The sequence below is a fragment of the Corynebacterium sp. MSK008 genome, from assembly GCF_030232585.1.
Lineage (GTDB): Bacteria > Actinomycetota > Actinomycetes > Mycobacteriales > Mycobacteriaceae > Corynebacterium.
Map to the genome: position 1 here is coordinate 1 of NZ_JASPJX010000003.1, position 21,368 is coordinate 21,368.

Annotated in this window: 19 protein-coding genes; 7 read left to right on the forward strand and 12 right to left on the reverse strand. The window is 64.9% G+C overall.

Annotated features, from left to right (window positions below; translation table 11 throughout):
- Positions 1–431: 431 nt before the first annotated feature.
- Both QP996_RS02940 and cmtR read right to left on the reverse strand, forming a co-directional pair.
- Complete coding sequence (locus QP996_RS02940) at positions 432–1,031, reverse strand: cadmium resistance transporter (RefSeq protein ID WP_284871132.1); 600 nt, start codon at positions 1,029–1,031, stop codon at positions 432–434.
- Positions 1,031–1,390: a Cd(II)/Pb(II)-sensing metalloregulatory transcriptional regulator CmtR gene (gene cmtR, locus QP996_RS02945; RefSeq protein WP_284871133.1), complete on the reverse strand. Its 360-nt coding sequence runs from the start codon at positions 1,388–1,390 to the stop codon at positions 1,031–1,033. The genes QP996_RS02940 and cmtR overlap by 1 nt, the downstream gene beginning before the upstream one ends.
- A 92-nt stretch (positions 1,391–1,482) precedes the next feature.
- Between cmtR and QP996_RS02950 the strand changes: the two genes are divergently transcribed.
- Complete coding sequence (locus QP996_RS02950) at positions 1,483–1,809, forward strand: hypothetical protein (RefSeq protein ID WP_284871134.1); 327 nt, start codon at positions 1,483–1,485, stop codon at positions 1,807–1,809.
- 352 nt (positions 1,810–2,161) lie between these two features.
- On the opposite strand, the gene QP996_RS02955 is transcribed toward QP996_RS02950, so the two are convergent.
- Both QP996_RS02955 and QP996_RS02960 read right to left on the reverse strand, forming a co-directional pair.
- Complete coding sequence (locus QP996_RS02955) at positions 2,162–2,617, reverse strand: hypothetical protein (protein WP_284871135.1); 456 nt, start codon at positions 2,615–2,617, stop codon at positions 2,162–2,164.
- Positions 2,607–3,293 carry a hypothetical protein gene (locus QP996_RS02960; RefSeq protein ID WP_284871136.1) on the reverse strand — a complete coding sequence of 229 codons (687 nt, stop codon included), beginning with the start codon at positions 3,291–3,293 and terminating at the stop codon, positions 2,607–2,609. Before QP996_RS02960 ends, QP996_RS02955 begins: the two co-directional genes overlap by 11 nt.
- A gap of 184 nt (positions 3,294–3,477) precedes the next feature.
- Here QP996_RS02960 and QP996_RS02965 point away from each other — a divergent pair, with 184 nt between their 5' ends.
- Positions 3,478–4,293, forward strand: a complete 816-nt coding sequence (locus QP996_RS02965) for a polysaccharide deacetylase family protein (protein WP_284871137.1) — start codon at positions 3,478–3,480, stop codon at positions 4,291–4,293.
- Here QP996_RS02965 and QP996_RS02970 read toward each other — a convergent pair.
- The 6 genes from QP996_RS02970 to QP996_RS02995 all read right to left on the reverse strand — a co-directional run bounded on the left by QP996_RS02970 (position 4,290) and on the right by QP996_RS02995 (position 12,859).
- Positions 4,290–4,520 (reverse strand): PspC domain-containing protein, encoded by a 231-nt coding sequence (locus QP996_RS02970; protein ID WP_284871138.1) that lies wholly within the window; start codon positions 4,518–4,520, stop codon positions 4,290–4,292. The genes QP996_RS02965 and QP996_RS02970 overlap by 4 nt on opposite strands.
- A 77-nt stretch (positions 4,521–4,597) precedes the next feature.
- The gene (locus QP996_RS02975; protein ID WP_284871139.1) at positions 4,598–5,071 is read right to left on the reverse strand and encodes a MarR family winged helix-turn-helix transcriptional regulator; all 474 of its coding nucleotides are present in this window, start codon (positions 5,069–5,071) and stop codon (positions 4,598–4,600) included.
- Between the two features lie 11 nt (positions 5,072–5,082).
- Positions 5,083–7,731, reverse strand: a complete 2,649-nt coding sequence (locus tag QP996_RS02980; protein ID WP_284871140.1) for an AAA family ATPase — start codon at positions 7,729–7,731, stop codon at positions 5,083–5,085.
- A 3-nt stretch (positions 7,732–7,734) separates the two neighbouring features.
- Entirely contained in the window at positions 7,735–8,886 is a 1,152-nt protein-coding gene (locus QP996_RS02985) for a metallophosphoesterase family protein (RefSeq protein WP_284871141.1), read from the reverse strand.
- Between the two features lie 57 nt (positions 8,887–8,943).
- Positions 8,944–9,762, reverse strand: a complete 819-nt coding sequence (locus tag QP996_RS02990; RefSeq protein ID WP_284871142.1) for an SWIM zinc finger family protein — start codon at positions 9,760–9,762, stop codon at positions 8,944–8,946.
- A complete protein-coding gene (locus QP996_RS02995; RefSeq protein WP_284871143.1) occupies positions 9,755–12,859 on the reverse strand; it encodes a DEAD/DEAH box helicase in 3,105 nt (1,034 codons plus the stop codon). The genes QP996_RS02990 and QP996_RS02995 overlap by 8 nt, the downstream gene beginning before the upstream one ends.
- Positions 12,860–13,026: 167 nt before the next feature.
- Between QP996_RS02995 and putP the strand changes: the two genes are divergently transcribed.
- Genes putP through QP996_RS03010 form a run of 3 tightly spaced genes read left to right on the forward strand, consistent with a single transcriptional unit; the run spans position 13,027 to position 15,717 of the window.
- The gene (gene putP / locus QP996_RS03000) at positions 13,027–14,595 is read left to right on the forward strand and encodes a sodium/proline symporter PutP (protein WP_284871144.1); all 1,569 of its coding nucleotides are present in this window, start codon (positions 13,027–13,029) and stop codon (positions 14,593–14,595) included.
- A gap of 51 nt (positions 14,596–14,646) precedes the next feature.
- Complete coding sequence (locus tag QP996_RS03005; RefSeq protein WP_350309501.1) at positions 14,647–15,201, forward strand: GmrSD restriction endonuclease domain-containing protein; 555 nt, start codon at positions 14,647–14,649, stop codon at positions 15,199–15,201.
- A gap of 33 nt (positions 15,202–15,234) precedes the next feature.
- The gene (locus tag QP996_RS03010; RefSeq protein WP_284871146.1) at positions 15,235–15,717 is read left to right on the forward strand and encodes a DUF2269 domain-containing protein; all 483 of its coding nucleotides are present in this window, start codon (positions 15,235–15,237) and stop codon (positions 15,715–15,717) included.
- Positions 15,718–15,839: 122 nt separating this feature from the next.
- On the opposite strand, the gene QP996_RS03015 is transcribed toward QP996_RS03010, so the two are convergent.
- Positions 15,840–16,616, reverse strand: coding sequence for a chymotrypsin family serine protease (locus QP996_RS03015; RefSeq protein WP_284871147.1), 777 nt, complete (start codon positions 16,614–16,616; stop codon positions 15,840–15,842).
- A 110-nt stretch (positions 16,617–16,726) separates the two neighbouring features.
- Positions 16,727–18,799: a DEAD/DEAH box helicase gene (locus tag QP996_RS03020; protein WP_284871148.1), complete on the reverse strand. Its 2,073-nt coding sequence runs from the start codon at positions 18,797–18,799 to the stop codon at positions 16,727–16,729.
- A gap of 247 nt (positions 18,800–19,046) precedes the next feature.
- Here QP996_RS03020 and QP996_RS03025 point away from each other — a divergent pair, with 247 nt between their 5' ends.
- Positions 19,047–20,396 carry a CitMHS family transporter gene (locus QP996_RS03025; RefSeq protein WP_284871149.1) on the forward strand — a complete coding sequence of 450 codons (1,350 nt, stop codon included), beginning with the start codon at positions 19,047–19,049 and terminating at the stop codon, positions 20,394–20,396.
- Positions 20,397–20,486: 90 nt separating this feature from the next.
- On the forward strand, positions 20,487–20,969 hold the full coding sequence (locus QP996_RS03030; RefSeq protein WP_284871150.1) for a hypothetical protein: 483 nt from the start codon (positions 20,487–20,489) through the stop codon (positions 20,967–20,969).
- Positions 20,970–21,368 lie beyond the last annotated feature (399 nt).

Consider the following 21,368-nt stretch of genomic DNA (forward strand, 5'->3'; position numbering starts at 1 on the left):
ATGACGCGACTGACCTGTCAAGGATCACGACGCCTTCCGCAGGCACACCCCGTCAAATATGTCGTGACTTCAGACACTGTCGGGGACACCATTTGAGCAGGGGGTTTCACGAAACTGTTCCAATCTTTTCACGAAACCTCCTGCCGGCCGAAGGAAAACGGCCGCGAACGAAAAAATGACCCGCTCCGTTCGTTCGGAGGGGTCATTTTTCTTTGTCTGAACGCCGTTCCTGCTCGGGTTATAGCGCGGATTGTTTATGAGCGCGGACCGAGCCGCGGAAGAGTTTCCGTACTCATCTGGTGGCGCGGTTTTTGCAGCGCTTCATAGCGGTCTTGTTGCTGTGATCACGCAGAACTGGCTGCGGGTAGTTGTTGGGGTCTGAACCGAGAGGGGTGCGCCCGGTCGGGGCCGTTTGGAACACTGCCGCTACGTCAGAGCCCGAAAGCTCCGCCGCTGACGAGGATCACGATGCCGAGGCCGATGAGAACGATGGGAAAGAGGATGTCCTCCCAGCGTTCGAGCACTTCCGCGATCGGGGGGCGGGTGGCGACGAACTTGGCCAGGGCCACCAGGACCGCAACGAGCGCGAGGAAGATAACGCAGTAGGCGACTACTGCGAGAGGTTCCACGCTAAGGAAGACAGGGGTGTAGACACCGATGTTGTCGCCGCCATTGGCAAAAGTGACGCCTGCGACTGTCCCTACGCCGACCTTCTTGCCGGAAACCTTGGCCTCGTCGTCATCGTCGTCATCGTCTCCGCGCCAGGCCTCCCATGCGGCCCAGAGGCCGAGGCCTAGAGGGATGAGACCAAAGTATGGAATGGCTGCCGGGGGCAGAAATGCTCCGGCGCCGACGGTCACAAGGATCGCGGCGACGAGGATGCCGGCAAATCCGAGGTACTGGCCGGCCAGAATACGGGCGGTGGTGCCGCTCTGGCCTGCCCCTCGCGCGAAGAAGAGGGAGAGCACGATGATGTCGTCGATGTTGGTAGCTGCGAACAGGCCTATCGCCTGCAAGACCGTGGTGAGCATTACGCGCCCTCCCCAGCTACGTCGCATCCGGGAAGCGTGCAGGCGGGATCTATGCACGGGGCGTCTTCGTCTACTGCCAAGGTGGCATCGACCAGTGTCGTCAGTGCCTGCGCCAGGTGCGGATCGGCGATCTCGTATCGTGTCCGACGACCCTCGGGCTCGGAGACGACGATCCCGCAATCGCGCAAGCATGCCAGGTGGTTGGACACGTTCGAGCGTGTCAGGTCCAGATCTCGGGACAGTTCCGCCGGGTAAGCGGGATGGTCGAGCAGGGTCAAGATGATCCGGGATCGAGTGGGGTCGGCCAGTGCACGACCCAGGCGGTTCATCACGTCGAGACGCGAAGCAATAGTCAGCATGCACTGAACTATACAGCGAGCACTGAACTGGTCAAGTTCCGGGTAGCGGTGCAGCTGTGTGTGCTGCTCAAGAGACAGTGGAAGGAGCAGAGATGGCAGAGATTCCGGCAAAGTTGCGCAAACAGCGTCGCCAGCTCGAGATTCAAGTTGCGCACGAGCCTGGCATAGTTCGGGAGATCGGTTTTCAGGCCCCAAGCAATGATCCGAACGGGACAAAACTCGATGGCCTCATCATCCTGAACCGGGAAGGCTCAAACAAACTTATCGACCTCACCCGCAGCCTCGACTCGATTCCCGTTTGCAGCGGGGTCACCTCGGGGTTCGACGACGGTTCGCGCCGCCAAGGAGAGCCTTGCCGGATGGATTGCCGAGAGGGACAACGAAGGAGACAACACTGGCGACGGTGCTTACTTGGTTGAACCACGCTCGTTTCTGGTGATCAGCCCATGTGCGATTTGTGCCGCGCCGAAGGCAACCGAATTGGCTCGAAGTTCCGTAGCTTTGAAAGTTTCCGCTCGAACCGTAAGTCACCGGAAGTGCTCGCCGTTGACGAACTTGTCGAGCGTTCACGGTGGAGCGTGGAGCTTGCCGAGAGGTAGGAAGAAGCGGAATTTCCTGACTTCCCGCTCTAAGGAGCGCTCCTGCTCACGTCATATAATTGACTTCTGTTGTGTAACCGGAGTCGGAACCCGGTGTAACCGGGGTGTAGTCACGAACCCGCTACAACTGGTCGGGGAGTTTACTGAAAGCTCCGACCAGGGGGTTTCACCCCTAAGCGAGCTCGTCCCATTCGGCGTCGACGAGCACGTGGCCGCCGCTGTCCATGGCGACAGGCGGCAGCACTTCCACCGGCGGCAGGCCGTACGACATGAGCATGCGGGCGAAGGAGCGGTGGCTGGGGCTGCGCTCGTCGATAAGCTCCTCCGCTTTCATAATCACCTGCTCTGTGACGATGGTGAGGCCGCGCCAGAAGTCGTCGCGGCTGCCGCTGTAGGTGAACGCTATGTAGCGGGTGGAGGCGTCCTCGACGGTGCCGAAGGTGTAGTCGCAGCCCTGCTCGAGGGCGTCGGCGGCGTGCAGTTTTGCTATCTGGAGCAGTGACAGCAGAGGGTTGTCGCGTGGATCGATGAGCACGAGGAATTCGGCCGGAGCGTCGCTGCCGCGCCAATGGTCGACTTCGGCGCGAAGCATGCCGGCGGTCATGTTGGGGTTCGAGTTAGCGATCATCGGCGGTCACCTTCCACTGCGGCGGAATGCGGAAGGTGCCGTCGCCTTGGTGGTGGTCCTTCCAGTTCGCAATTGCGCGTGTCCAGCGGCCCGGATCGGTTTCTTTCCAGCCGTGGTCGCGTTCGATGGAAAGGTGCGCGTCCAGGAGGCGGGTGGTCGCGTCGGTGACGTCGTCGGCCAGGGTGTGGGCGAAGTCGCCGTCGAAAAGCTGGTCAGCCCAGCGAATGAACGGCAAGAACAGCGGGTCCGCGAAGTCTTCGCACGGCGGGTCGATGACAGTCCCGTCCGGGAGGTACACGTAGTCGATGATGTGCTGGTTTTGCGCCATCTCCGTCTCCGCAATGTCCATCAGGCGGATCAGGCGCGACGTGTTCAGCATCAGCGCTCCGTCGAACTCTTCGCCGTCCACGCGCTTGATCCAACCGGCATGCACCAAACGCTCGATACATCCCTTGAGCGGATAGTTGGGTTCGCGCCACCAGGGACGCTCGTAGGCCTCCTCCGGGATGTAGTGGATCATCCCGATGCACCCGCGGCGGAAGTTCCCGTGGCGATCAATGATCTCGCCGGTGTAATCATCGGCGTATTTGCTCACATGTGCGAGGGCCGTTTTGTCTTGGTACTCCAGTGATGGGGTCATCACCTGCATCACTGCGTCAGAAAGTATTTCTCCCAAATGGTTCTCCTTTGAATCCGTCGTTTTTGTAGACCGATCAGTACGGTAAGCAGGTTCGCAGGAATTGTCAAGAACATGTGTTCGACATAGTAGGTGCCGATGCCTGCGCGGCAGTAGCTTCTCGACGAGCACTCCGCTCCCCCAGCTACTACACTCTCAGCCTGTGCTGAGCAGGAAAACGTTCATGTCCGTCACGGCAGTGGCGGGCTTTTCTGCGTTAGTGGGGTGCGCCGGCCCGCGTGGCACGACAGTCACGGAGTCGGAGACGGCCACCACCACCGTCCGTGAGACGGTGACGGCGTATCCCGGGCCAGAGCGCTACGCGGGCCGGGTGCCGCAGGCGTTCGGGACATCGATGCGCGGCATCGTGGAGACGGTGCCGGTCACCCCGGGCAGGCGCACGATTGCGCTGACGTTCGACGCCTGCGGCGGGCCAAGCGGTTCGGCGGTGGACCAGGGGCTGATAGACGCGCTGCGCGAATTTGCCGTGCCCGCGACGCTGTTTTTGAGCGCTTCCTGGATCGAAGCGAACCCGGAGGCGACGCGGAAGCTTGCGGGCGATCCCCTGTTCCGCCTGGAAAACCACGGCACTCGGCACTTGCCGCTGAGTGTCAACGGCCAGGCCGCCTACGGCATTGCGGGCACGGCGACACCAGCGGAGGCCATCGCGGAAATCGACGGCAACCGGGCGCTGCTGGCGGACTACGGGGTGGAGTCGACGTGGTTTCGCTCAGGCACGGCCCATTACGACGACGTCGCCGTCGACATCGCCCACGGGCGCGGTGTGAACATCGCGGGCTTCAGCGTCAACGCTGACGTTGGAGCGACGGCCACGGCGGACCATGTGGCGTCGACAATCATGCATGCCCCCGACGGGGCGATCGTGCTGGCGCACATGAACCACCCCAACTCCGGCACCGGGCCGGGTGTGCGCCGCGCGCTGGAGCAGCTGCGCGGCGACGCTGTGCGTTTTTCGTTCCTGGACGGCAGCAGGCCCTAAAACTCGGCCGGCATGATCATCCAGGCCACGCCGTATGCCAGCAGGCCCGGGAACAAGCCGGCAAGTGCGAGCAAGACAAAAACGACGCGCACCACGGTCGGGTCCACGCCGAGGTACTGTGCGATGCCGCCGCAGACGCCGGCGATGTACTTGTCGGTCATGGAGCGCTCGAGACGCTTCGGGGAGTTGCCGGGGTTGATGTTCTGCGGGTTGTAGGGGCTGGACATTTCGAGGTCCTTTCATCCTTGGGTTCGGTGCGCCCCATCCAACCCCCGCTGGTGCGCGCCCGCAAGGGGCGAGGCGGTTAGAGCTGGTTGGCAGGCAGATGCTTCGAAGCGATGACGTCGGTGAAGAACTCGCGGATGCGGTCAGCGCGATCTGGGTCAAGATTGTCGAAGACGAGGCGGCGCACCGTTTCAACGTGGTCCGGCACTGCTTCTTCGAGGTGAGCCATGCCCTGGTCGGTCAGAGTGACCAGTACGCCACGGGCGTCACCGGGGCACTTGCTCTTGGTGAGCAGGCCACGCTTTTTCATGCGGGTGACCTGGTGGGAGGCTCGTGAGCGGTCCCAGCCGAGCTCGTCGCAAAGCTCGCGCAGGCGCAGGGTGCGGTCCTCCGCCTCAGACAACGTGACGAGCACGGAGAACTCCGACGATGAAATGTCGCTACCCTCCTGGAGGCGATCGTCGATGGTGCGAGAGATCTTGTTGAACCCGGCGAGCATCAACCGCCATAGCTGTTGCTCGTCGTCCTCAAGCCACCGCGGTTGTGCATTCATATCGGCAGATCCTAGCCCATGGGTGCGGTTTTCAACTCGTCCATAGAGTACGTGCGCGCAGCGGCGACGCGGTCGAAGCGCTGCGGGAAGCAGGTCAGCACCAGCACCTGCGAGGTCTTGCCCACCTGGGAAAACAGCGAGTTCATGCGAGCGAGCCGCTCCGGGTCGGTGGCGCCGAGTGCGTCGTCGACCACCACGGGCACCGGGGTGGTCTCGCCAGAGGCAGTGACCAGGTCCGCGATGGCGAAGCGGGTGAGGATGGCCAGCTGCTCCTTCGTGCCGCCGGAGAGCTGGTCCAGCGGCACGCTCACCCCGTCGACGGTGCGTTCGGTGACAGTGAGGTCGTCGCCGAAATTGAAGTCCACGGTCGGGCCGAACAGCACGCGGGCGCGGTTGCGGATCGCGTCGTTGAATGGCGCGGTGTAGCGGGCGCGTGCGGCATCCCGGTGGGTGTGCATCGTCTCGCGCAGCAGGCGCACCGCGTCGGCGCGACGGGTGGTGCGGGCCAGTTCCGTCTCCGCGGCGTCGAGTTTCGCGGCCGCGCGGTCTGCTTTCTCGGCGGCGCCGGCGGCGATCTCGATGCGGCCGGTCAGCTCGGTGATGCGGTTTCTCGCCTCGGCCTGGCGCTTCTCCAGGTTCTGCAGGCGAGCTTTCGCTCCGTCGAGCATCTGCTGGGCGATCTCCGGGTCGGCGTCGGCGAGCTCTGCGGCCAGGGCCACGTGCGCCTCGTTGGCCTCGCGCTCTCGCTCGCGGGCGGATTCGAGCGTGTCCTCGAGGGTCGACTTCGTAGCGGTGTTTTCGGCGCGTGTCAGCTCCTCTGCGGCGTGGCTGGCCTCGGCCTGCTTCGCCTCGAGCTTGGTCTGCACGACGGTCAGCTCGCTTGCGGCGGTGCGGTCGGCGTAGGGCTTGAGCGCGGCGTCGGCGGCATCGACGTCCTTTTCCGCCTTATCCAGCTCCTTTTGGGCATCTTTCACTGCCAGCTCCGCGGCCTGCTCGGTGTCGGGAAGCTCGGCGGTGTCGATCGCCTCGGCGAGCTCCTCGATCTGGGTGGCCAGGCGGTCGCGCTCGGCTGTAAGTTCGTCGGCGTCGGTGCCGGCAAGTGCGTCGTCGCGGCGCTGGCGGGCGGATGTCACCTCCGCGTCGTGCGCCTTGCAGGCGTCCCGGGCGGCGCGGGCTTCGTCGACGTCCGTGCAGCCCAGCTTGGACAGCAAGCTGGCAAGGGCGTCCTCGGCCTTCTCCACAGCGCGGCGGGGATCCTCCGCACCCTGCGCGGCGCGGAAGACGACGTCGAAGTCGTCGAGAGTGAGGCGCGTGCCCTCGTAAACGGCGACGGACTCGGTGCCGTCGATGCCCACGCTTTCGCCGTCGACCTGGATGGTTTTGCCCTCGGCGGTGATCTCCAGTTTGGCGGAGGCAGCCTCGCGCAGACGGCGCTGCAGGATCAGCTCGCTTTCGGCCTTCTCCAGTTTGCGCACGTCCGCGTCCGTGACCTGCAGGGCGGGGGCGTTTTTGAGCAGGGTTGCGTAGGCCTCCTCTGCTTTGCCGATGAGGGTGAGCTGGTCGGTGACGACCGTGAGGCGTCGAGAAGCACGCACGTGATCGCGGACGTTTTCTGCGCCGCGCAGGGTGGTGCGGGCGGCGGTGAGGCTGGACTTGGCCTTGTCCACCTGCGCAGTCAGCTCCGCGACCTTCTCGCGTTCGGCGTCGCGCGCCTCCTGCGCCGGCGCGAGCGCGGCCTGCAGGTCCTTTTCCTCCTCGCGCAGCTTGGACACACGCTCGGAAAGGGCGGTGCGCTCGGCGAGGTCCTGCTCGGCGCGCTTCCTGGCCACGGTGGCGCGCTCCAGCTGCTCGGTTGCGGCCTTAGCCTTGTCGGCGAGCTGGCTGGCCTTGGCGTACTCGGCCTCGCGCTCGACGAGTTCCTCGTGGGCCTGCGGCAGCTCCGTGTCCACCGCGCGGATCTCCTCTTCGCGGCGGGCGACCTCGTCGACAAAGGTGGCGAGCTGCTGCACCTCGGCCTCCGCGGCGCGCAGGGTGTCGCGGGCGGTGTCCACGGCGTCGGACTTGGCGGTGAAGGAGGCTTTGGGCTTGGGCGGGGTCGCAGCCGTCCAGTAGCGGGCGTACTCCGCTTCGATGGCAGCCATGAGCTCGGTGTCTTCCTCGCCGGAGCTCTCGGTGCCGTTCTCGGCGTCGAGCGCCTGGGAAATCGACGGGATGCCGGCGGCGGCGATGCCCGGGTCCAGCTCGCCCTGGCGCAGGAACAGGGTGTTGGCCAGGCTGGTGTCCATCTGCTCGGCGATGATGCGGGCGAGCTCGTCGTCCGCCTGGCGGCCGGTGAAGTTCTTGTGCACCGGCGAGAGAATCTCCAGCTCCGAGAGCTTGCCCTTGAGCCAGCGCTTGTGGATTCTGAAGGTGGTCTCCCCCACCGTCGCGGTCATGGTGACCTCGGGCGAGGCATCGCGGCCGACCGGGGCGAACACCTTTATTTTCTTGCCGCCGGCGGAGTGGCGCTCCTGCAGCACGGTGCCGATGGCGTCCAGGATGGTGGACTTGCCAGCCTCGTTTTGGCCGTGGATGACAATCACGCCGGTATCCGGCAGGTCCCGCAGCTCTAGGTGCTCGATGGCGCGGAAGTTATCGATGACTAGGTCGTGGATGCGCATGGTCTAGCCCACCTCCTTGGACAGACGAAACAACAGATTCACGGCGTCGCGGGCGGTGGCGTTGTCCTCGGCCGCCTGGCCGATCAACTCCCGCATCGCATCTTGGGCGAAGCCGGTCAATGGCAGGTTTTCTAGCTCTTCGTCGCCGGGCTCGAGGTGCAGGCTCATCAACCGCTCGCGCGGGTAAAGCGCCGCGAAGACCGGTTCGAGCGCGGCGAGTTCGCGCTCGAGGGTGCGCGTGTCCTCCAGGCCGAGGGTGCCGGAAAGCGCGTACTTGATCACGGTGCGGTCCTTCTCCGGGTAAGCCTTGAGCTCCTCGATCACCTCGGCCACATCCTCGACGCCAGCCACCTCCCAGAAGCGGGCCTCGAACGTCCAGGTGCTGACCGGGACCTTTTCCACCGAGACGTCGGCGCGCCCGCCGGTCTTATCCACGGAGACCACCAGCGCGTTGCCGGAATCCACCTCGCCGCCGGCCACGCCTGGGGTGCGGTCGAAGTAGTCCGTGGTTTCCGGTGCGCCCGAGTACCAGATCCGCTCCGAGGCAGTAAGCGCCACCGTGGAGTGGGTGTCCCCCAGGGCCACGTAGTCGATCGTGCCCTGGCCGATGGCGGTGTCGAGCGAAGCAACGTCGATAAGCGAATGCGCCTCCTCTTCCCCGAAGCCCTCCACGGCGCCGTGGCCGACGAGGATGCGAACCGCCTCCGTCGGCTCCAAGCCGCGGACAGCCTTTGCGCACAGGTCCTCCGAGGCATGCTTGGTGAGAAGCGGGGCGCCCACCACCTCGACGCCCTCGCGCACAACCACAGGATTAGAGTCCGCGAGCACCGTGACACCTTCGATCCCCTCGGTGCGCTGGAAAATACTGTCCGCCACAAGCGGGTCGTGGTTGCCGGGCAAAAGGTAGACCGGCACGGGCAGTTTGCGCAGCGCCTCAAGCGCGCGGCCGAGGGTGGTCGGCTCGAGCGAGTTGTGCTCGAACACATCGCCTGCCACGACGATGAATTCGGCGCCGCGGTCCTGGGCGATCTCCCCCAAGCGGGTGACGGCGCGGAGCCGTGCGTCATCGAAACGCGACTGCGCCTCGGGCGACAAAAATTTTCGGCGCATGCCTAACTGCAGGTCGGAGGTGTGGATGAAGGTGGTGTGCGTCATGCCCTATACACCTACCACCGCGCCCGACACGCCAACACAAACATTCGAACACATGAGCTAACGGGTGAGTTCGTCGTAGAGATCTTCAATGTCCGCCACGGCGCGCAACTGGTCGATGTTGGTAAACGACACAGTTTGCATCGCGCGGTGGAGCAGGTCGATGTCCGAATCCTCGATCATCGGCGCCACCTTCGGACGCGGCAGCTCTGGAAGCTCGCGGCCGGGCCAGAAGTACTCCGAGCCTGGCTCGGCATTCTCCCTGGCTAAGTCGTCCGCCTGGTTGCGCTTGCGGTTTTCCAGCTCGTCCAAGCGCAGCCCGCGCATGGTGAAGATAACGCTCGGGTCCTTATCAATGAGCTCCGCGGTGCGCTGCGCCACGGCGACGGCGTGTTTGCACACGACCGCGCTATCCGGGCAATCGCAGTAGAAAGTGACCTCCTGCGGCGCTTTGCACAGCAGGATCTCCAGGACGTCCTCGTCCAACGTGCCGGCTTTCGCCGCGGCGATGGAGCCCGGCGCGCGCACGATCGCGCTGGTGGCGAGGCGGATGTCGTCCGTCTGGCGCTGCGGCAAGTACATGGCCACGCGGAACGGGTCGTTCTGGCTACCCACAACCTCCGCGCGCACCCCGTGGGACACCGCCTGCAGCTCCACCACGTGCCCGCGGGCGGCGTACTCCGCGCCACGCTTCGCCCTGCCCACGTCGGTCTGGCGCACCGCGGCGTTGTAGATCATCATCGCCGCGGGCGACAGCGACCGCGGACGGAACGCGGTGATCTCCGCGCCACCGGTTTCGGCCGCGCTGGACACCCGTTTTCGCGCACCGAAGTTGGCATAGATGACGTTGTCCTCTTGCGGGCGCTTCTTCTCAGTCATTTTGCCCCCTGTAACTGATCAATTGGGCAAGCTCTTCAGTGCCCAGCTCGGTAATCCAGCCCTCACCCTGGCCCACAACGGCACCAGCGAGCTGGGTCTTGCCGTCCAGGATGTCCTGGATGGACTCCTCCATCGTGCCGCGGGTGATGATTTTGTACACCGTGACGTTCTTTTCCTGCCCAATACGGAACGCGCGGTCCGTGGCCTGGTTCTCCACCGCCGGGTTCCACCAGCGGTCCAGGTGGATGACCATGGACGCCGCCGTCAGGTTCAAACCGGTGCCGCCGGCTTTCAGACTGAGGATCATCGCGCGCGGCCCGTCCGGCTGCTGGAAGCGCTCCACCATCGCGTCGCGCGCGGATTTGCCCACGCCGCCGTGGAGGAACGGCACGTCCTCGCCGAGCCGCTCGGACAGGTAGGGCTTCAAAATGTCGCCGAACGCCTTGTACTGGGTGAAGATCAGCACGCGCTGGTCGGAGGCCGCGGCTTCCTCCAGAAGCTCCATGAGTTTTTCCACCTTGCCGGAGCGGTGGCGGCCTTTGTCGGTGACCGCGGAGCCGTCGCCAAGAAAGTGCGCCGGGTGGTTGCACACCTGCTTGATGCGGGTAATCGTGGCCAGCACCAAGCCCTTGCGCGCGATGCCCTTACGCTCCTCCAGCTCCGCCTGCGTGCTGTCCACGAGCGCCTTGTACAGCGCGGCCTGCTCCGGCGTCATGTCCACGGCGATGACGTGCTCGGCCTTGTCCGGCAGGTCCGAGATGATCGCCGTGTCCGTTTTCAGGCGGCGCAGGATAAACGGCGCGGTGAGGCGCTGCAGCCGCTCGCCCATCTCGTCCGCAAGCTCCGGATCCCTGCGCGACTCGATGGCTTTGGCGAAGTGGTTGCGGAAGAAACTCTGCGAACCCAACATGCCGGGGTTGACAAAATCGAGGATGCTGCGCAGCTCAGAAAGCTTATTTTCAATCGGGGTGCCGGTCAGTGCGATGCGGTGTCGCGCGGGAATTGCGCGAACGCTTTTCGACGACTGCGTGCCCGCGTTCTTGATCGCCTGCGCCTCATCCAACACCACGTGATCCCACTGCACCGCCGCCAGGTCCTTGGCGTCGCGAGCGGCGGTGCCGTAGGAGGTGATGACGATGTCGGAGTTGTCGGCGGCCGCAAACAGGTCGTCTCCCTTGAGTCTGCCTGCGCCATGGTGGACGCGCACGCGCATATCCGGCACGAAGCGGGCGGCCTCGCGCGCCCAGTTGTTCACCACCGACGTCGGCGCGACGATCAGCGACGGGCCACGCCTTGTCCCCTGCGCCTGTTCCACCGCGAGCAGGGTGAGCAGCTGCAGCGTCTTGCCCAGCCCCATGTCGTCTGCAAGCACCGCACCCAAGTTGTTGCGGGACATGAAGTACAGCCAGTCCACGCCGCGGCGCTGGTACTCGCGCAACTCCGCGGTGACGGTGTCCGGGATGTCCACACGCTCCGGCGCCGGGCGGTCCGTGCCGCCGACCAGGGAGGTAAACCAGGGAGAACCGGTGAACTCGATCGGGCTGTCCGCCCCCGCCTCCAACGCGAGCTGGCGCAGCTCCGCGGCGGAGACCACCCCCTCGCCCTCGGCTGCCTTGAGCCGCTCGTACTCCGCCTGCGCTTCCTCGGCGAGGCGCTGCAGCTCCTCGGCATCCTCGGAGCCGGCGGCCTGGGCGATGCGGGCGCGTTTAATGGCACTCTCCGCCTCGAGCATGGCGTTTTCCAGGGAAGTTTCGTGCAACTTCTCCAGGTACTTCGCCGTCTTGGCCACTTCGCGGCTATCCGCCAGCACCCACTCGCCGCGCAGCTTGATCAGGCCGGACTTGGACTTGACCAGCTTTTCCATCTCTTCGTCCGAAAGCTCCACGCCGCCGACGGACAGCCGCCAGTCGTACTTGACCAGGGTGTCAAAGCCCATCATGGTCACGGTGGAGGAGTCGTGCGGGTCCTGGTGCTCGCTGACCTTGAGCTTGGACGCCGTCTCCGCCGTCGCCCACGCGCGCGGCAGCAGCACCACAAAGTTGCGGGCCCGCAAGTAGGCAGCACTCTCCCGGACGAACTTCACAATCTCGTCGCCGTTTAAATACAGGTCCCAGTCGCCCGCGTTCGGGTCGAAGCCATGGTCCGCGGTGGAGCGGAACCGGCCGTGCTTCGCCGGGTCCACAAGCGATGTCGCTTCAATCGCCATGTCGAGATGACCTCTCAGGACGTCCGCCGTCTTCGAGTCGTAATCCCCCAGCCGCACCGGCCGCGGCGAATCCGAGCTGGAGCGCACCTGCACCCGCACCGGCCACAGCGTCTCCGGGCCCGACTCCTCCGCCTCATCGGGCGACTCCACGATGAACACCAACTGCATGTTCACCGCCGTGATCGTGCCGTTCCAATCTCCCATCTGGCGGGCCAGCACCGCCCCGCCGCGGCGCAGCGGGATGCTGTAGAGCAGCGACTTCACAAAATCGTGCCAGGGATACGGCCGGGTCGCCGCCTTCTCCGCCGCGCCCTGCAGGCGTTCCGTGGCAATCCAGTGCGTGAACGTCTGGGCGCAGTCCTCGCTCAAGTTCGGATTGTTCACCGTGAGCACGCCTGGCGAGGCGGCGATCATCTCCGCCAGCCAGCTGCGCTCCTCCAGCCCGGTACCCAGCTGCCACTGCGCGTACCACAGTCCGTCGTGGTACGGCACGTTGATGCTCACACGGCCCGCGCGCACAAACTGGGTCAGACCCCTGTACATGCGCAGGATCCAGTACATGTCCGGCGCGACCGCCTCGCGCTGGGCAGGTGTTGCCGCCGGCGAATCCCCGTCCAGGTGCGCCAGGTTGTCCAAAAAACGCACCGCGTCCTCGGGCGCGAACTGCGCCAGTGGCGCCCTCAAGGTGACGTGGCGCCCCTTCGGGGTTTGCAGGATCAGGGTATGGACGTGGTGGAACCTTTGGCCGTCCAAAAGCGAATGCACAATCGGCGGAAACGTGCCGGGCGGCACGTCATCCATGGTCACAATCCGGTGGCCCTGTACGCGCTCAACCCACACCGAAAGCCCGGACTCGGGGAGCCACAGGCCATGGAGAAGGTATTCAGGCATACCCACCCTTATACCACCGACACCGACACCTGCCCCCGCCAAGCGTTCGAACAAAAACGTTTCAGCGCCCGCTCAGACAATTTTGCAGATTACAACAGCGCCGCGAAAGGATGCGTTACAGTGTGGCGGACTCTGACCGACATCTACATAGACGCAAGGGAGTGCACATGTCCGATAGTTTCTGGCTCGTGCTTGCCATCGTCCTGTATTTCGGGGTGATGGTCGCCATCGGGTTCTACTCGTGGCGCAAGACAACTAAATACGACGATTACGTCCTCGGTGACCGCGGCCTCGGCCCACTGGTCGCCGGCATCTCCGCAGGTGCATCAGACATGTCCGGCTGGCTGCTCATGGGCCTGCCCGGCGCACTGTTCGTCGCCGGCATGAGTGAGCTGTGGATTGTCATCGGCCTGTTCATCGGCACCTGGGCCAACTGGAAGTGGATCGCACCAAGGCTGCGCGCCTACACCGAGGTGGCCAAGAACTCGATCACGCTGCCCAGCTTCTTCGAAAACCGCACGCACGACACCTCGCGCGTGCTGCGCTTCACCGCCGCCGTGATCATCATTTTCTTCTTCACGTTCTACGTCTCCTCCGGCATGGTCTCCGGCGGCCGCTACTACGAGTCCACCTTCGGCGGCGAATACATCCACGGCGTGCTCATCGTCGGCTCGATCACGGTGCTCTACACCTTCATCGGCGGCTTCCTCGCCGTGAGCTACACCGACGTCGTGCAGGGCGGCCTCATGTTCCTCGCCCTGATCACCGTGCCGATCCTGGCGCTGATGTCCCTGGACAACCCGTCCGACATCTTCAGCTGGGCCACCTCCAACCCGTACGGCCCGTGGGAGGACGGCAACCCGAACTACTTCAACATCGTCGCAGGCGTATCCGCCGGCACCATCATCGGCAACCTCGCCTGGGGCCTGGGCTACTTCGGCCAGCCGCACATCATCACCCGCTTCATGGCGCTGCGCTCCCCGTCTGAGGCGAAGGCTGCACGCCGCACCGGCACCATCTGGGTGGCCATCTGCTACATCGGCGGCATCTTCACCGCACTGGTGGCAACCGTCTACTTCTCCCAGAAGTCCGCGTCCGTGACCGATCAGTCCGGCTACGAGACCGTGTTCCTGGACCTGGCGCGACTGATGTTCCACCCGCTGATCGCTGGCATCGTGCTCACCGCCGTGCTCGCCGCGATCATGTCCACCATGTCCTCGCAGCTGCTGGTCACCTCGTCCGCGCTGATCGAGGACGTCTACCGCATCTTCAAGAAGAACCCGAACAACACCACCCTGCTCGTGCTCTCCCGCGCCATGGTCATCGGCGTTGCCCTGGTCGGCATGCTGCTGGCCCTGAACCCGTCCGACACCATCCTGGGCCTGGTCGGCTTCGCGTGGGCCGGCTTCGGCTCCGCGTTCGGCCCGGTGGTTGTGGCGTCGCTGTACTGGAAGCGCCTCACCTCCCAGGGCGCGATCGCTGGCATGATCGTCGGCGCCGTGACCTCCTTTGTCTGGGGTTCCGTGGACGCGCTCAACGGCATCATCTACGAGATCGTCCCGGGTGTCATCCTGGCCACCCTGGCCATGGTCATCGTCTCCCTGGCCACCCGCCCGAAGGAAGGTGTGGAAGAGGAGTTCGAGACCGCCGCGGACGCCACCGACTACGCCCTGGCGCATCCGGACGAGGACTTCGCCGCAGCTCTTGGGAACCGCGGAGGCTCCACCGCAGTCTAAGAAGGTATGCGTCTATACCTTCTTATTCTGTCCGCCCTTACTGTTCTGGTGGTGCCGTTCCCAACGGGGCGAATGCCTATCGACGTCCCAACGGTGCCCCACCGCACCACCACCCTCGGCTACGACAGAGCCGAGTTCGGCCCCGGCTGGGCTACCGGCACCCGCGGCTGCGACACCCGCGCCGCGGTGATGGCCGCCGCCTTTGACGCCGACTGCGCCCAGCCCTGGCCGCAGTGGGGCAATCCCCGAGTTGTAGACCCCTACACCGGGGATTTTCTTCTGCCCCATGACGTGGAAATCGACCACATCCTGCCCGTCTCCGCAGCCTGGGACTTAGGCGCCCACCGCTGGGACGACGCTACCCGGGCCCGCTTCTACAACGACCCGCGAAACCTCGTCGCCGTGTCTTCCGCCGCCAACCAGGCCAAAGGTGACAAACTCCCGTCCGAATGGCTGCCCACGGACAGGCGCGCGCGGTGTGCATACGGGCACAGGCTCGTGGGCGTCGCAAAGCACTATGCTTTGCCTTTGCCGCGGGCAGACCTGCGGGCGGCGCGGCGCGCGTGCTCCGGGGTCGCCGGGCTGTTGTCGCGCGGCGAGCTGTGAGGATTTTCCCACCATGCCGTAAGGTGTTGGCCCATGACTACATTCCTCATCTTCCTGCACGTAGCCGCAGCTATCCTGCTGCTCGGCCCGGTCGTCGTGTCGACCTCCATGTTCCCGCGCCAGGCCGCGGAATCCCGCGTCGGCGGCGAGGAGTCCACCGGCCGCGCGTCGGTGCTCTACAACATCACCAAGACCTACGGCATGCTCTCCCTGCTCGTCCCGCTGCTCGGCGGCGCCGTGCTCGCCTTCGACTGGGAGACCTACAAGTCCAACTACTGGTTCCACACCGCCATCGTGCTCTCCGTGATCGCCTGGGCCATCCTGCTGGCCATGGTCATCCCGCAGCAGCGCAAGATGATGGGTACCCTCGGCGCGCTGCCGGCCGCCGACGCAGACCCGGCCGACCAGACCAACAACTTTGAGAAGTCCAAGGCGAAGGCAACCGCCGGCGCCGGCATCTTCAACCTGCTGTGGATGCTCACCCTGATCCTGATGTTCCTGCCCACCCCGGCGTAAGGAACGCCTTCGCTTTTCGGCTGGATCCAGCTACTAAGGCCCAGCTATTCCCGATTTTTCGGCGGATAGCTGGGCCTTACTAGCTGGATCTGGTTTTCTTTGGGGGTGGCAGGGACGGCCCCCTACGTGTACCGCAGCGCGGAGGCGCCGCCGAGGCGCAGGCCGGCGAAGACGCGGAAGATCCCGTCCACGGCCTTGCGCAGCACCTCCGCCACCGGCCCGGTCAGCCCGGGGAACAGCGCGTTTTGCCCCCACACGCCGACGAGACGGGCTTCGGGGACGGCGGGGCCGTCGTGGGGCACGATGCCGATGACGTAGTCGCCGCCGCGCAAAAACGGCAGCGGGTTGGACGTCCACATGCTGGAGACCACGCCGATGAAGCCGCGGCCGGGCACCCAAATCGGCCCGCCGGAGTCGCCGGGGTGGCTCAGTGGCGCGGCGACGAAGAAGGTGCCGTCCGCAGAGCCGGAGAAGCGCCCGCAGGTTTGCGCGCCGCGGGTGCGGGAGAAGTAGCACACGGTCTCGCCGAGGCGCACATCACCGGGGTGAACCCACCGGTCGCCGGAGAACCGGTTGCCGCCGACGGCCACACCCGGGTCCCACTGGATGGCGGCCCAGTCGTTGCTCAGGTGGCCGTCGTAGGCCTTGGAGCGATACAGCGTCCCGGAGGCGCCGCCGGCGTTGACTCGCGCGCCTTCGGCCCCGCAGTGCGCGGCGACGAGGCTGCGGTGGCGGGCGGGATCGTTGAAGCCGATGGTGCAGGTGCCGGTGCCGTCGATACGCACGGGCGCGCCTTGCTCCACACGCACTTGCGCGTCGGCGGGTGCGACCTGCATCCCCAGCGCGACGGCCGCTGCGATAAGTGCTCGGGGAATTCGGTGCGTGCGCTGGGAAGACATGCGCATTAACCTAGCACCCTTGCCTATCGACGCCCTCCGGTCCCCCACCCAAAACCCAAAGCAGCCGGCACGCTGCTTGTTCGCTGTGCCGGCTGCTTCAATATCGGGGGTTAATCCCAGCGGTCGCGCCTGTCATCGCGGCCACGGCCTCGTCCGCCGCGGTAACCGCCGCGATCCCCGCGGTCGTCGCGTCCACGCCCGCCGCGGTAGCCCCCGCGGCCTCCGCGTCCACGGCCGCCCCTGCCGTCACGGTCGCGCGGGGGTGCGCCGTGGTCGCGCTGGATATTGATCAGCTGGCCGGAGATGCGGGTGTCCACCAGGCGGTCCAGCACGGCTTGGTCCAGGTTCTTCGGCAGCTCCACCAGGGTGAAGTCGCCGCCGATGGTGATGCGGCCGAAGTCCTTGGAGTTCAGGCCGCCCTCGTTGGCCAGGGCACCGACGATCGCACCCGGGCGGACGTGCTGGCGCTTGCCCACGTCCAGGCGGTAGGTGTCGAAGTTGCCGCTGTCGTCGAAGCGGCGGCCGCGGCCCCGATCCCCGCGATCATCGCGGTCAAAGCGGTCGCGTCCGCGCCCGCGGCGGTCGTCGCGGTCGAAGCGGTCACGGTCGCGGCGGTCGCGCTTGTCGCGTGGCGGTTCCTTCATCAGGAACTCGTCGCCGGCCAGGGCCTGGGTTGCCAGGGCGGCGGCGATGTCGTCCATAGGCACGTTGTTCGCCGCGGAGTACTCGCGCACCATGGTTTTAAAGATCTGCAGGTCGGTGGCCTCGAGCGACTCGGTGATGGAGTCCATGAACTTGGCCTTGCGCGACTCGTTGACCTCGTCCACGGTGGGCAGGTCCATCTCCTCGATGGTCGCGTTGGTCACGCGCTCGATGGAGCGCAGCATGCGGCGCTCGCGCGGGGTGACAAACAGGATCGCCTCGCCGGAACGGCCCGCACGCCCGGTGCGGCCGATGCGGTGGACGTAGGACTCCGTGTCGTTCGGAATGTCGTAGTTGAGCACGTGCGAGATGCGCTCAACGTCCAGGCCGCGGGCGGCGACGTCGGTGGCCACGAGGATGTCCAGGCGGCCGTCGCGAAGCTGGTCCACGGTGCGCTCGCGCTGCTGCTGGGCGATGTCGCCGTTGATGGCGGCGGCGGAGAACCCGCGGGCGCGCAGCTTCTCGGCCAGCTCCTCGGTCTCATTCTTGGTGCGCACGAACACGATCATCGCCTCGAACTCGGTCACCTCGAGGATGCGGGTGATCGCGTCGAGCTTGTTGCGGTGCGCGGTGAACAAGTAGCGCTGGGTGATGTTGGTGTTGGTGCGCGTCTCCGACTTGACGGTGACCTCTTCCGGATCGTTCAGGTAGTCGCGGGAGATGCGGCGGATCGCGTTCGGCATCGTCGCCGAGAACAGCGCAACCTGCTTGGTGTCCGGGGTGTCTTCAAGGATGCGCTCGACGTCTTCCTGGAAGCCCATGTTGAGCATCTCGTCGGCCTCGTCCAGCACCAAGAAGCTCAGGTTGGAGATGTCCAGCGAACCCTTCTCCAGGTGGTCGATCACACGGCCCGGGGTGCCCACGATGACCTGGGCGCCGCGGCGCAGCCCGGACAGCTGGATGCCGTAGGCCTGGCCGCCGTAGATCGGCAGGATGTTCACACCACCGATGTGGTCGGCGAAGCTCTGGAAGGAGTCGGACACCTGCAGCGCCAGCTCACGCGTCGGCGCGAGCACGAGCGCCTGCGGGTAGCGCTTCTCCGGGTCGATCTGGGACAGCACCGGCAGCGCGAACGCGGCGGTCTTGCCGGTGCCCGTCTGCGCGAGACCGACCACGTCGCGGCCCTGCATCAAAAGCGGGATGGTCTGCGCCTGAATCGGCGACGGCTGTTCGAAGCCGACGCGCTTGACCGCCTCGATGACCTGGTTCGGAAGCCCCAGGGCTTCGAAGCCGTTCTCGGGCTTCTCGGGCTCGGCGGCGGGTTCGGCCGAAGGCTCGTCGTTAAGCTTCAGCACATCATTGTCGTTTTCAATGGCCACGGTGTCCGTGACGCCGGTCTCCTCAGAAACCCCCGCATCCCTGGTGTCCTCTACTACGGCCTCAACGATTTCGGCCGCGACATCCTGCGGGTCTTTCTGGTTTTCCGACACATTCATATCCGGCTCATTCTCGCCGCCGGTGGCGTTTTCGGAAATGCTCATCGCTGGCCCAGCGTACGCCATTGTGCGCCCCGGTAAGTATTCCTGCGGTTTCCCTGCGGGCGAAGCCACACACCCTCCCGAAAAGTTCGTGGCGCAGATTACATTGCCTATCGACGCCACCCCTGCCCCACACCTCGAAGGAGCCCCGAGGCCGGCGCGTCTCAGTAACCCGTGCCTCCCACACCAAGAAGCTCCACGACATGACCTGAAACACAGTGCAGAAACGTCTGTGATTTAGGATTCCCCCATGACTTCTCCCCTCGCGCTGACGTTGCTCGGCCTGGCCATCATCGCGGTCACCGTCGGGCTGTTGCTGAAAGGCAAGACCCACCCGATCGTCGCGATGACACTCATCCCAATCGTCGGTGCCGTACTCACTGGCGCTGGCGTTGCCGAGATCTCGGATTTCTACATGGATGGGTTAGACCGAGTGATGAACGTGGTGGTGATGTTCATCTTTGCCATCATCTACTTCGGCATTCTCTCCGACGTCGGGCTGTTTGAACCCGTGATCAAGGCACTGATTAAGGCCACGCGCGGCACACCGCTGCTGGTGACCCTGGGCACGGCCGCCATCGCCATCGTCGCCCACCTGGACGGCTCCGGCTCCACGACGTTTCTGCTCACCATCCCGGCATTGCTCCCGCTGTACGAGGCGATGCGCATGTCTCGCTACGTGCTGCTGACCATCGTGGCGCTGTCCGCGTCCGTGATGAACATGCTGCCTTGGGGCGGTCCTGTCGGCCGCGCCAGCTCTGTCATCGGCCCCTCGCCGAACGAGATCTGGGCCCACCTGCTGCCAGTCCAGGGTGTGGCTATCGTGCTCGTGTTCGTCGTCGCCGCCATTTTCGGCGTTGTGGAAGGCCGCCGCGCATCCGCCGCGGGCTCCGACGATCGCACCGTGGATGTCAACGCGGTCGCGGAGGACTTCTCCCGCAGGCAGCAGGAGGAACGCGCCAAGTTGGAGTTCACTCAGCGCGGCGGCTCATGGGTGACATGGGTAAATGCGCTGATCACCCTCGCACTCATCGGTGTTCTCGTGTCCGGCCTGGCGTCCCCGGCGCCGGCGTTTCTGGTCGGCACTGCGCTGCTGCTGGCCATCAACTTTGCCAAGCTCGAGGACCAAAGCGACGCGCTGCGCCGCCACGCGCCGACCGCGTTGTCCATGGCAGGCGTCATCCTCGCCGCGGCGATGTTCCTGGGCATCCTCGACGGCACGGGCATGCTGGAGCAGATCGCTCTGTCGCTCATTGCCATCCTGCCGGAGGCTGTCGGCCCGTACATCCACATCATCATCGGCCTTTTGGGCGTGCCGCTGGACCTGGCGACCTCCACCGACGCCTACTACTTCTCCGTCCTGCCAATCGTGCAGCAGACCGCCGAGGCGTTCGGAGTTTCCGCCATGGGCGCCGCGTCCGCCATGATCGTGGGCAATGTCATCGGCACGTTTGTCAGCCCATTCTCCCCCGCCCTCTGGTTGGCGCTCGGCCTTGCCCGCGGCGAGATGGGCAAGTACATCCGCCTCGCCTTCCCGGTGTGCTGGGCGTTCTCCGTGCTATTGGTGCTCGGGTCCTGGACGTTCGGCGTGTTCGCGTAGCCCCGTGCAGTAATCTTTTCTTTCGAGCATTTTGCTTATCGACGCACCCCGCGCCCCGTCTCTCACCCCTTCAGCTTTCAAGGAGCATCCATGCGCACCAAGCTCATCGTTGTTGCAGTTGCAGCTAGCACCCTGGCCGGATCAATTGCCCCCGCCCAGGCCTACACCATCGAGCACATCGGCACCGATTGCCGCGTGAACTACTCGATCACCGAGATGCAGAACAACCGCATGTACTTCCCCGTTTATTACACGCAGGAAGAGATTAAGAAGTTTAGGAAAGAAAGCCTCGACACTATCGCGGAATACGAGGCTGCACTGAAACAATTGAAAGCAACCGAAGAAAGCGAGCAGGGCTACGCCGATTTTGAGAATGAGGAAATCGCCAACGAAAAGCGACAACTCGAAATCTACGACAAGTGCGCGAAGGTTCCTGCTTCGAAGCCCGTTCAGAATGAGGATGGATCTTCTACCTCAGCGGCACTGGCGGGGGTGCTCGGCGGTTTCATCGGAGCCGTTGTCGCCATCGCCGCGATGATCGGCCTGAAAGACGTTGTCCCGTTTAAGTTCTAAAGGCTCTTTCGCAACCTCTGACCCCCTGCTTCACGCATTGCGGCAAATATTTTCCACAATCCGCTGCGGAAGCACCACCCGCCGTGCTACATTCGTCCGCATGATCAACAGCACCGCATTTGAAACCGTGGCCGCGTCGGCCACGCGTTCTGCGATGCTGAATACCCAGCCGGCCCGCCTGCATCATCATCTGTAGCGCGGTGTCGGCCGACTCCAGCCCCCTGCGCTAACAGCCTCTGCTGCTCAAAGCGCAGGGGTTTCTTGTTGGCAAGGGCAACACTTCAAGGCTTATGTCGTTCGCGCCGCGCCCCCGGATCCGTCCGCGAGGCTTACGGTTGCACTCGCCTATCGACGGCCAAACCGGGACGCCGCCGCCCAACTTCGGGCACACCACAACCC

What these genes read in the sequence shown, in the direction of transcription:
- QP996_RS02940 (WP_284871132.1), bottom strand. Translation starts at nt 1,031, where the DNA reads ATGCTCACCACGGTCTTGCAGGCGATAGGCCTGTTCGCAGCTACCAAC.
- cmtR (WP_284871133.1), bottom strand. Translation starts at nt 1,390, where the DNA reads ATGCTGACTATTGCTTCGCGTCTCGACGTGATGAACCGCCTGGGTCGT.
- QP996_RS02950 (WP_284871134.1), top strand. Translation starts at nt 1,483, where the DNA reads ATGGCAGAGATTCCGGCAAAGTTGCGCAAACAGCGTCGCCAGCTCGAG.
- QP996_RS02955 (WP_284871135.1), bottom strand. Translation starts at nt 2,617, where the DNA reads ATGATCGCTAACTCGAACCCCAACATGACCGCCGGCATGCTTCGCGCC.
- QP996_RS02965 (WP_284871137.1), top strand. Translation starts at nt 3,478, where the DNA reads ATGTCCGTCACGGCAGTGGCGGGCTTTTCTGCGTTAGTGGGGTGCGCC.
- QP996_RS02970 (WP_284871138.1), bottom strand. Translation starts at nt 4,520, where the DNA reads ATGTCCAGCCCCTACAACCCGCAGAACATCAACCCCGGCAACTCCCCG.
- QP996_RS02975 (WP_284871139.1), bottom strand. Translation starts at nt 5,071, where the DNA reads ATGAATGCACAACCGCGGTGGCTTGAGGACGACGAGCAACAGCTATGG.
- QP996_RS02980 (WP_284871140.1), bottom strand. Translation starts at nt 7,731, where the DNA reads ATGCGCATCCACGACCTAGTCATCGATAACTTCCGCGCCATCGAGCAC.
- QP996_RS02985 (WP_284871141.1), bottom strand. Translation starts at nt 8,886, where the DNA reads ATGACGCACACCACCTTCATCCACACCTCCGACCTGCAGTTAGGCATG.
- QP996_RS02990 (WP_284871142.1), bottom strand. Translation starts at nt 9,762, where the DNA reads ATGACTGAGAAGAAGCGCCCGCAAGAGGACAACGTCATCTATGCCAAC.
- QP996_RS02995 (WP_284871143.1), bottom strand. Translation starts at nt 12,859, where the DNA reads ATGCCTGAATACCTTCTCCATGGCCTGTGGCTCCCCGAGTCCGGGCTT.
- putP (WP_284871144.1), top strand. Translation starts at nt 13,027, where the DNA reads ATGTCCGATAGTTTCTGGCTCGTGCTTGCCATCGTCCTGTATTTCGGG.
- QP996_RS03010 (WP_284871146.1), top strand. Translation starts at nt 15,235, where the DNA reads ATGACTACATTCCTCATCTTCCTGCACGTAGCCGCAGCTATCCTGCTG.
- QP996_RS03015 (WP_284871147.1), bottom strand. Translation starts at nt 16,616, where the DNA reads ATGTCTTCCCAGCGCACGCACCGAATTCCCCGAGCACTTATCGCAGCG.
- QP996_RS03020 (WP_284871148.1), bottom strand. Translation starts at nt 18,799, where the DNA reads ATGAGCATTTCCGAAAACGCCACCGGCGGCGAGAATGAGCCGGATATG.
- QP996_RS03025 (WP_284871149.1), top strand. Translation starts at nt 19,047, where the DNA reads ATGACTTCTCCCCTCGCGCTGACGTTGCTCGGCCTGGCCATCATCGCG.
- QP996_RS03030 (WP_284871150.1), top strand. Translation starts at nt 20,487, where the DNA reads ATGCGCACCAAGCTCATCGTTGTTGCAGTTGCAGCTAGCACCCTGGCC.